This window comes from Streptococcus sp. (assembly GCF_041802885.1).
In the GTDB taxonomy this organism is placed as follows: Bacteria; Bacillota; Bacilli; order Lactobacillales; family Streptococcaceae; genus Streptococcus.
Genome location: NZ_JBHCHN010000065.1, coordinates 43,021 through 49,358 on the forward strand (window position 1 = coordinate 43,021; position 6,338 = coordinate 49,358).

The 6,338-nt window shown below is 42.1% G+C and carries 7 protein-coding genes; all 7 read left to right on the top strand.

Annotation, left to right across the window (positions count from 1 at the left end; genetic code table 11):
* The first annotated feature begins 126 nt into the window (after nt 1–126).
* Nucleotides 127–507, top strand: coding sequence for a DUF1149 family protein (locus tag ACEYCN_RS08670; protein WP_373713884.1), 381 nt, complete (start codon nt 127–129; stop codon nt 505–507).
* Entirely contained in the window at nt 504–1,352 is an 849-nt protein-coding gene (locus tag ACEYCN_RS08675) for a DegV family protein (RefSeq protein ID WP_373713885.1), read from the top strand. The genes ACEYCN_RS08670 and ACEYCN_RS08675 overlap by 4 nt, the downstream gene beginning before the upstream one ends.
* 11 nt (nt 1,353–1,363) lie before the next feature.
* On the top strand, nt 1,364–2,131 hold the full coding sequence (gene dapB, locus ACEYCN_RS08680; protein WP_373713886.1) for a 4-hydroxy-tetrahydrodipicolinate reductase: 768 nt from the start codon (nt 1,364–1,366) through the stop codon (nt 2,129–2,131).
* Complete coding sequence (locus tag ACEYCN_RS08685) at nt 2,128–3,336, top strand: CCA tRNA nucleotidyltransferase (protein WP_373713887.1); 1,209 nt, start codon at nt 2,128–2,130, stop codon at nt 3,334–3,336. The genes dapB and ACEYCN_RS08685 overlap by 4 nt, the downstream gene beginning before the upstream one ends.
* On the top strand, nt 3,333–5,204 hold the full coding sequence (locus ACEYCN_RS08690; protein WP_373713888.1) for an ABC-F family ATP-binding cassette domain-containing protein: 1,872 nt from the start codon (nt 3,333–3,335) through the stop codon (nt 5,202–5,204). The genes ACEYCN_RS08685 and ACEYCN_RS08690 overlap by 4 nt, the downstream gene beginning before the upstream one ends.
* Before the next feature lie 12 nt (nt 5,205–5,216).
* Nucleotides 5,217–5,558, top strand: a complete 342-nt coding sequence (locus ACEYCN_RS08695; protein ID WP_373713889.1) for a hypothetical protein — start codon at nt 5,217–5,219, stop codon at nt 5,556–5,558.
* 82 nt (nt 5,559–5,640) lie between these two features.
* On the top strand, nt 5,641–6,338 hold a 698-nt coding region (locus ACEYCN_RS08700; protein WP_373713890.1), incomplete at its 3' end, for an ROK family protein.

The following is a 6,338-nucleotide window of genomic DNA, read 5'->3' on the forward strand; positions in this document are numbered from 1 at the left end:
GCATCACTCTTATGAACTCCTGTAGGAATTCTTTTGTTGAAAAAATGCTATAGCTAAAAATGGAAATCATGATTTTATTTTAAAATATGGTATAATAGTGATTATTATTGTACTTAGGAGATAAGCATGAAAGTTATTCGTGATAGAGAATATGTCAATAGCTTCCATTTTGATATGCGTAATTTCAAAATGGAAGAAGAACATGGTACGCCAAAGACACAATATAATGTTGAGTTCCATTTGGTGGAAAAAAATGAAGCGGAACAATCAACAACCATCATCTTGGTCATGCACTTTATGAATGTGCAAGAGAAGTTCGTGGTATCTGGTGTGATTTCCCAGCAGGTTAAAGTAACAGATGGTATTGTGAACGAGCCATCAGATATTTCAAATGAGGATAAGCATGCTCTGGCTCAACCCCTCTTTGATATGGTCAATCGTCTGACTTATGAAGTGACAGAAGTGGCTTTTGATGCCCCTGGTATCAATCTTGGAGAGGTACGATGAAACTAGCAGTTATTACAGATTCAACAGCAGTGCTGTCTGAAAACCTAAAAAGCATTGAACATTTATTTGTGCTGGATATTCCAATTAGCATCAACGGTCAGTCTTACGTTGAAGGAAAAAACCTTTCTTTAGACGAATTTTACGAAAAAATGGCCGACTCAGCTGAATTACCCAAAACCAGCCAACCAAGTTTAGCTGAACTGACTGACATTTTAGAGCGCCTAGTCCAAGAGAATTATACACATGTTATCGGCCTTTTCTTGTCATCCGGTATTTCTGGTTTTTGGCAAAATATCCAATTTTTAAAAGATGAATTCTCTCAAATGGCAGTTGCTTTTCCAGATACTAAAATTACTTCAGCTCCCCTGGGGAAAATGGTTGAAAGTGTCTTTGACTGGGAACATCAAGGGGATGACTTTGAAACCATTCTTGAAAAGTTGACAGTCCAAATTGAGGGCACTAGCGCCTTTATCATGGTGGACGACCTTAATCATTTGGTCAAGGGAGGACGTTTGTCCAACGGCTCTGCTATTTTGGGAAATTTATTGAGTATCAAACCGATTTTATATTTTGACCAAGATGGCAAGATAGTGGTGTATGAAAAAGTTCGGACAGAGAAAAAGGCTATCCGCCGTCTGGTAGAAGTTTTGGAAGAAAAGACTGCTAATGGTGATTATGCACTCTATATCATTCATTCTCGAGCCGAAGAAAAAGCCCAAGAGTTTTATAAATTGCTAACAGAGAGAGGGAATGCCAAGAAAATCAGTATTGTAGATTTTGATGGTGTCATTGCAACTCACTTAGGAAAGGGTGCAGTCGCATTTGGCTTTATACCACTTGTTTAGGGAGGAATAATATGTCAATTAAGGTTATTATTGCAGGGTTTAAAGGTAAAATGGGCTCAACAGCCGTTCAGATGGTTAAAGAAGATAAAGATTTGACCCTGACTGCAGTCTTGGATCCCTTTGCAGCAGAAGAATATGTGGACGGTGTCCCTGTTTTTAAAAGCAAGGAAGAGTTGATTGGTTTCGATGCCGATGTTTGGGTGGACTTTACGACTCCAAAATTTGCCTATGAAAATACCCGCTTTGCACTGGAAAATGGATTTGCGCCTGTGGTAGGAACGACTGGTTTTACACCTGAGCAAATTGAGGAATTGACAGAACTGTCGGCAGAAAAAAAATTAGGTGGCTTGATTGCGCCGAATTTTGCTATCGGAGCGATTTTGCTCATGCAATTTGCTGCTCAGGCTGCTAAATATTTCCCGCATCTGGAAATTATCGAATTGCATCACGACAAAAAGAAAGACGCACCGAGTGGTACAGCGGTTAAGACAGCCGAATTGATTTCTCAAGTACGGACTAGCCTCCATCAAGGAGCAGTGGACGAGGAAGAGCTGATGGCTGGTGCACGAGGAGCCGAATTTGATGGTTTCCGTATCCATAGTGTCCGCTTACCTGGTCTCGTTGCTCATCAAGAAGTGATTTTTGGTGCTCAAGGGGAGGGCTTGACCATTCGCCATGATTCTTATGACCGAGTTTCTTTTATGTCCGGTGTCAACTTGGGCATTAAGGAAGTGGTCAAACGCGAAAAACTTGTATATGGTTTGGAACATTTGCTATGAAATTAAAACAGTTGCCTTCTGAATTTCAGGAGGCTTTGCCGATTGTAGAAAAATTAAAAGCCGCTGGTTATGAGGCTTATTTTGTAGGTGGCTCTGTCCGAGATGCCATCCTTGGTCGCTCCATCCATGATGTAGACATTGCAACCAGCGCCTATCCAGAGGAGACTAAAAAGGTCTTTACCAGAACGATTGATATAGGGATTGAACATGGTACAGTTCTGGTGCTCCATGGCAATCAAGAATATGAAATTACGACCTTTCGGACTGAAGATGTCTATGTTGATTACCGCCGGCCTAGTCACGTTTCTTTTGTGCGGTCTTTAGAGGAGGATCTCAAGCGCCGTGATTTCACAGTCAATGCTTTTGCACTCAGTGACGAAGCACAGATTATTGACCTTTTTGCAGGACTCAAGGATTTGGAGGGTAAGGTTTTGCGTGCGGTCGGTGTAGCCCAAGAACGCTTTAACGAAGATGCGCTTCGGATTATGCGGGGATTTCGCTTTGCAGCAAGCCTAGACTTTGACATTGAAGAAAAAACCTTCAAGGCCATGCAAGAAACAGCTCCGCTTTTGAAAAAAATCTCTGTTGAGCGTATTTTTATTGAATTTGATAAGCTCCTGACCGCTGATTTTTGGCGTAAAGGACTAGAGAAGCTAATTGATACAAAGGCCTACCAATACCTCCCTGAATTGGGCGACAAAGGAAGCTGTTTGCAGCTTTTATTGGACCGATTGGATCCTGCTTTTTGTTTTCAATCTTCGGAACAGGCTTGGGCCATGCTCTTGATTGCTTTGGATATTAATGAGCCGAAAACCTTCCTCAAAAACTGGAAGACTTCAAATGATTTCCAAAAATCAGTATCTAATCTGGTTGCGGCCTATCGAAAAAGAGAAGTGGCTTCAACAGATAGATTCTTGGTCTATCAGTATGGCCTTGAGAACTTGCTGCTGGTGGAGAATCTGCGTAAGGCTCAAGGGTTACCAGTTGAAAATGAACAAATCAAGGCTTTGGATGCAGCCCTCCTTATCCATGCTAAACACGAGATCGTGGTAAATGGTGGTATCCTCATGACTGAATTGGGCCTCCAACCTGGTCCAAATCTTGGTCATATTCTTAATGAAATCGAAACAGCCATTGTCGATGGTGATTTGATCAATGAAAAAGAGGCTATCTTTGACTTCTTGAGAGAGAAAGGAATGATATGAGCGATTTTATCGTAGAACATTTGAGTAAATCTGTCGGTGATAAGACGGTTTTTCAAGATATTTCTTTCATCATTCATGAGCAGGATCGGATTGGCATTATAGGGGTCAACGGGACAGGAAAAACCACTCTTTTGGATGTGATTTCGGGAAAACTGGGCTTTGATGGTGACCGGTCGCCTTTTTCTGCGAAAAACGACTATCGGATTGCCTATCTGACTCAGGACCCTACCTTTGATGAAAAAAAGACCATTTTAGATACCGTCTTGTCAGATGACCTGCGCGAAATGCAGCTGATACGGACCTATGAAAACTTAATGGGGAACTATGATGAGGCTAGTCAGGATAAGCTTGAAAAAGTCGTGGCTGAAATGGATGCCCTGCACGCCTGGGAAGTTGAAAGTCAAGTAAAGACTGTTCTATCCAAGTTAGGATTGACCAACCTCCATCAACAGGTCGGTGATTTGTCAGGTGGTCTTCGTCGCCGTGTTCAACTGGCTCAAGCACTTCTTGGAGATGCAGATTTGCTCCTATTGGATGAGCCAACCAACCATTTGGACATCGACACCATCGAATGGCTGCAAACGTTCCTCAAAAATGCTAAGAGAACGGTTTTGTTTATCACTCACGACCGCTATTTTTTGGATAGTTTAGCTACACGGATTTTTGAATTGGATAGGGCTTCTTTGACCGAATACCAAGGTAACTACCAAGATTATATCCGCCTCAAAGCAGAGCAGGATGAGCGAGATGCGGCCCTTCGCCATAAGAAAGAGCAGCTTTTCAAGCAAGAGCTTTCTTGGATGCGCAGGCAGCCCCAGGCCAGAGCCACCAAGCAAGAAGCGCGGATTCACCGGTTTCACGATTTGAAAAAAGACCTTTCGAATAAGGTGGAAGACAGTCAACTCGAAATGAATTTTGAAACGAGCCGAATTGGTAAAAAGGTCATTTCGTTTGAAAATGTGAATTTTTCCTATCCTGATAAGCCTATTTTGAGCAACTTTCATCTATTGATACAGAATGCTGATCGGATTGGCATAGTTGGGGATAATGGTAAAGGAAAATCTACCTTACTCAATCTGATTGCAGGAGATTTGCTACCTGATGCAGGAGAAATTTCCGTTGGAGAAACCATCCGAATCGGCTATTTTTCCCAACAAATCAAGGGTTTAGATGAGAGTAAGCGAGTTATCAACTTTCTGCAGGAAGTGGCAGAAGAGGCTCAAACGACATCAGGAATGGTATCTATCGCAGAACTCCTAGAGCAGTTTCTTTTCCCTCGTAATATGCACGGCACACTGATTGAAAAATTGTCTGGTGGCGAGAAAAAACGCCTTTACTTGCTCAAGATTCTCTTGGAGCGTCCCAATGTTCTCCTGCTGGATGAGCCGACCAATGATCTGGACATTGCAACCTTGACGGTGCTAGAAAATTTCCTTCAAAACTTTGCTGGACCAGTTATTACAGTCAGTCATGATCGCTATTTCTTGGACAAGGTAGCTACAAAAATCATTGCTTTTGAGGATGAAGAAGTTCGGATTTTCTTTGGAAATTATACTGATTATCTAGATGAGAAGAAGTTTTTGGCAGAAATGCAAACTCAATCCAGAGATAAAAAAATACCAGAAGAACGTCAGTCAGTCAACAAAGATAAGCAGCGTATGAGTTACCTAGAGAAACAAGAATGGGCCAAAATCGAGGAAGACATAGCCATCATTGAAGCAAAAATAGCCGAAATCGAGTCAGCTATGCAGGAATGTGGCAGTGATTTTGCGAGCCTGTCGAGCCTACAAAAGGATTTTGAGATGCAGAATAACCTGCTGCTTGAGAAGTATGAGCGCTACGAATATTTGAGTGAATTAGAAGCCTAGATAGGAGGAATGATGTTGCGAAATCTAATGATTGTTTATCTAGGTATTTATATTCTAACAGTTTTGGGGGCCACCATTTATAGCTATTTTAAGAGCAAACGCATGAACTTGCTAGGCTTTATCTTGAGTCTGCTTTGCTTGACAGTAGTACTTCTCAGTTTGATTTATTATGCGCAATCTTACCATCCTCTACAAATGGTTGGCTTTGCACTAGCCTTTACAGTGATTTCTAGCATTTTTTTCTACAATGGTGTCCGAGATACCTCGAGTAAGTTTACGACAGTGTTCACGCTCAGCATGATTCGCTTGGTTATCCATCTGCAGTTGCTATTTTTCCTGTACTATTTCAGGTAAAACAATCGAAATACTAAAAAATTGCTTTGCAAACCTTTTCAATATGGTATAATAGAAAAAACACTTTGCATTGGAGATTCTTATGTCAAAAAAAATTATTGGTATTGATTTGGGTGGTACATCTGTCAAGTTGGCGATTTTGACCACAGCAGGTGACATCCAGGAAAAATGGTCTATCAAGACAAACATTTTAGATGAAGGCAGTCATATTGTGCCTGATATTATCGAAAGTATCAAGCATCGTTTTGAAACGCATGGTTTGGCCAAGGAGGATTTTCTAGGTATCGGCATGGGCTCTCCAGGTGTGGTTGATAGCACAGCGGGTACGGTTATTGGAGCTTACAACCTTAACTGGAAGACCTTGCAGTTGGTTAAGCAACAGTTTGAGGCTGAACTTGGTTTGCCTTTCTTTATCGACAACGATGCCAATGTTGCAGCCCTCGGTGAGCAGTGGGTTGGAGCTGGCGAGAATAATCCTGACGTGGTCTTCATGACCCTGGGAACAGGTGTTGGTGGAGGCGTAATCGCTGCTGGCAATCTGATTCGCGGTGTCAAGGGAGCAGGTGGTGAGCTAGGTCATATCACTGTTGATTTTGAGGCGCCATTTGCTTGCACCTGTGGAAAAAAAGGCTGTTTGGAGACCGTTGCTTCCGCAACTGGTACCGTCAATTTGACCCGCCGTTATGCTGAGGAGTACGCTGGTGATGCCAAGCTCAAACAAATGATTGATGATGGTCAAGAGGTGACCGCCAAAGATGTCTTTGACTTGGCAAAAGAAGG

Bases quoted from the DNA above. Each gene is read 5' to 3' on its own strand.
- ACEYCN_RS08695 (WP_373713889.1), top strand. From the start codon at position 5,217: ATGTTGCGAAATCTAATGATTGTTTATCTAGGTATTTATATTCTAACA.
- ACEYCN_RS08675 (WP_373713885.1), top strand. From the start codon at position 504: ATGAAACTAGCAGTTATTACAGATTCAACAGCAGTGCTGTCTGAAAAC.
- ACEYCN_RS08685 (WP_373713887.1), top strand. From the start codon at position 2,128: ATGAAATTAAAACAGTTGCCTTCTGAATTTCAGGAGGCTTTGCCGATT.
- ACEYCN_RS08690 (WP_373713888.1), top strand. From the start codon at position 3,333: ATGAGCGATTTTATCGTAGAACATTTGAGTAAATCTGTCGGTGATAAG.
- dapB (WP_373713886.1), top strand. From the start codon at position 1,364: ATGTCAATTAAGGTTATTATTGCAGGGTTTAAAGGTAAAATGGGCTCA.
- ACEYCN_RS08670 (WP_373713884.1), top strand. From the start codon at position 127: ATGAAAGTTATTCGTGATAGAGAATATGTCAATAGCTTCCATTTTGAT.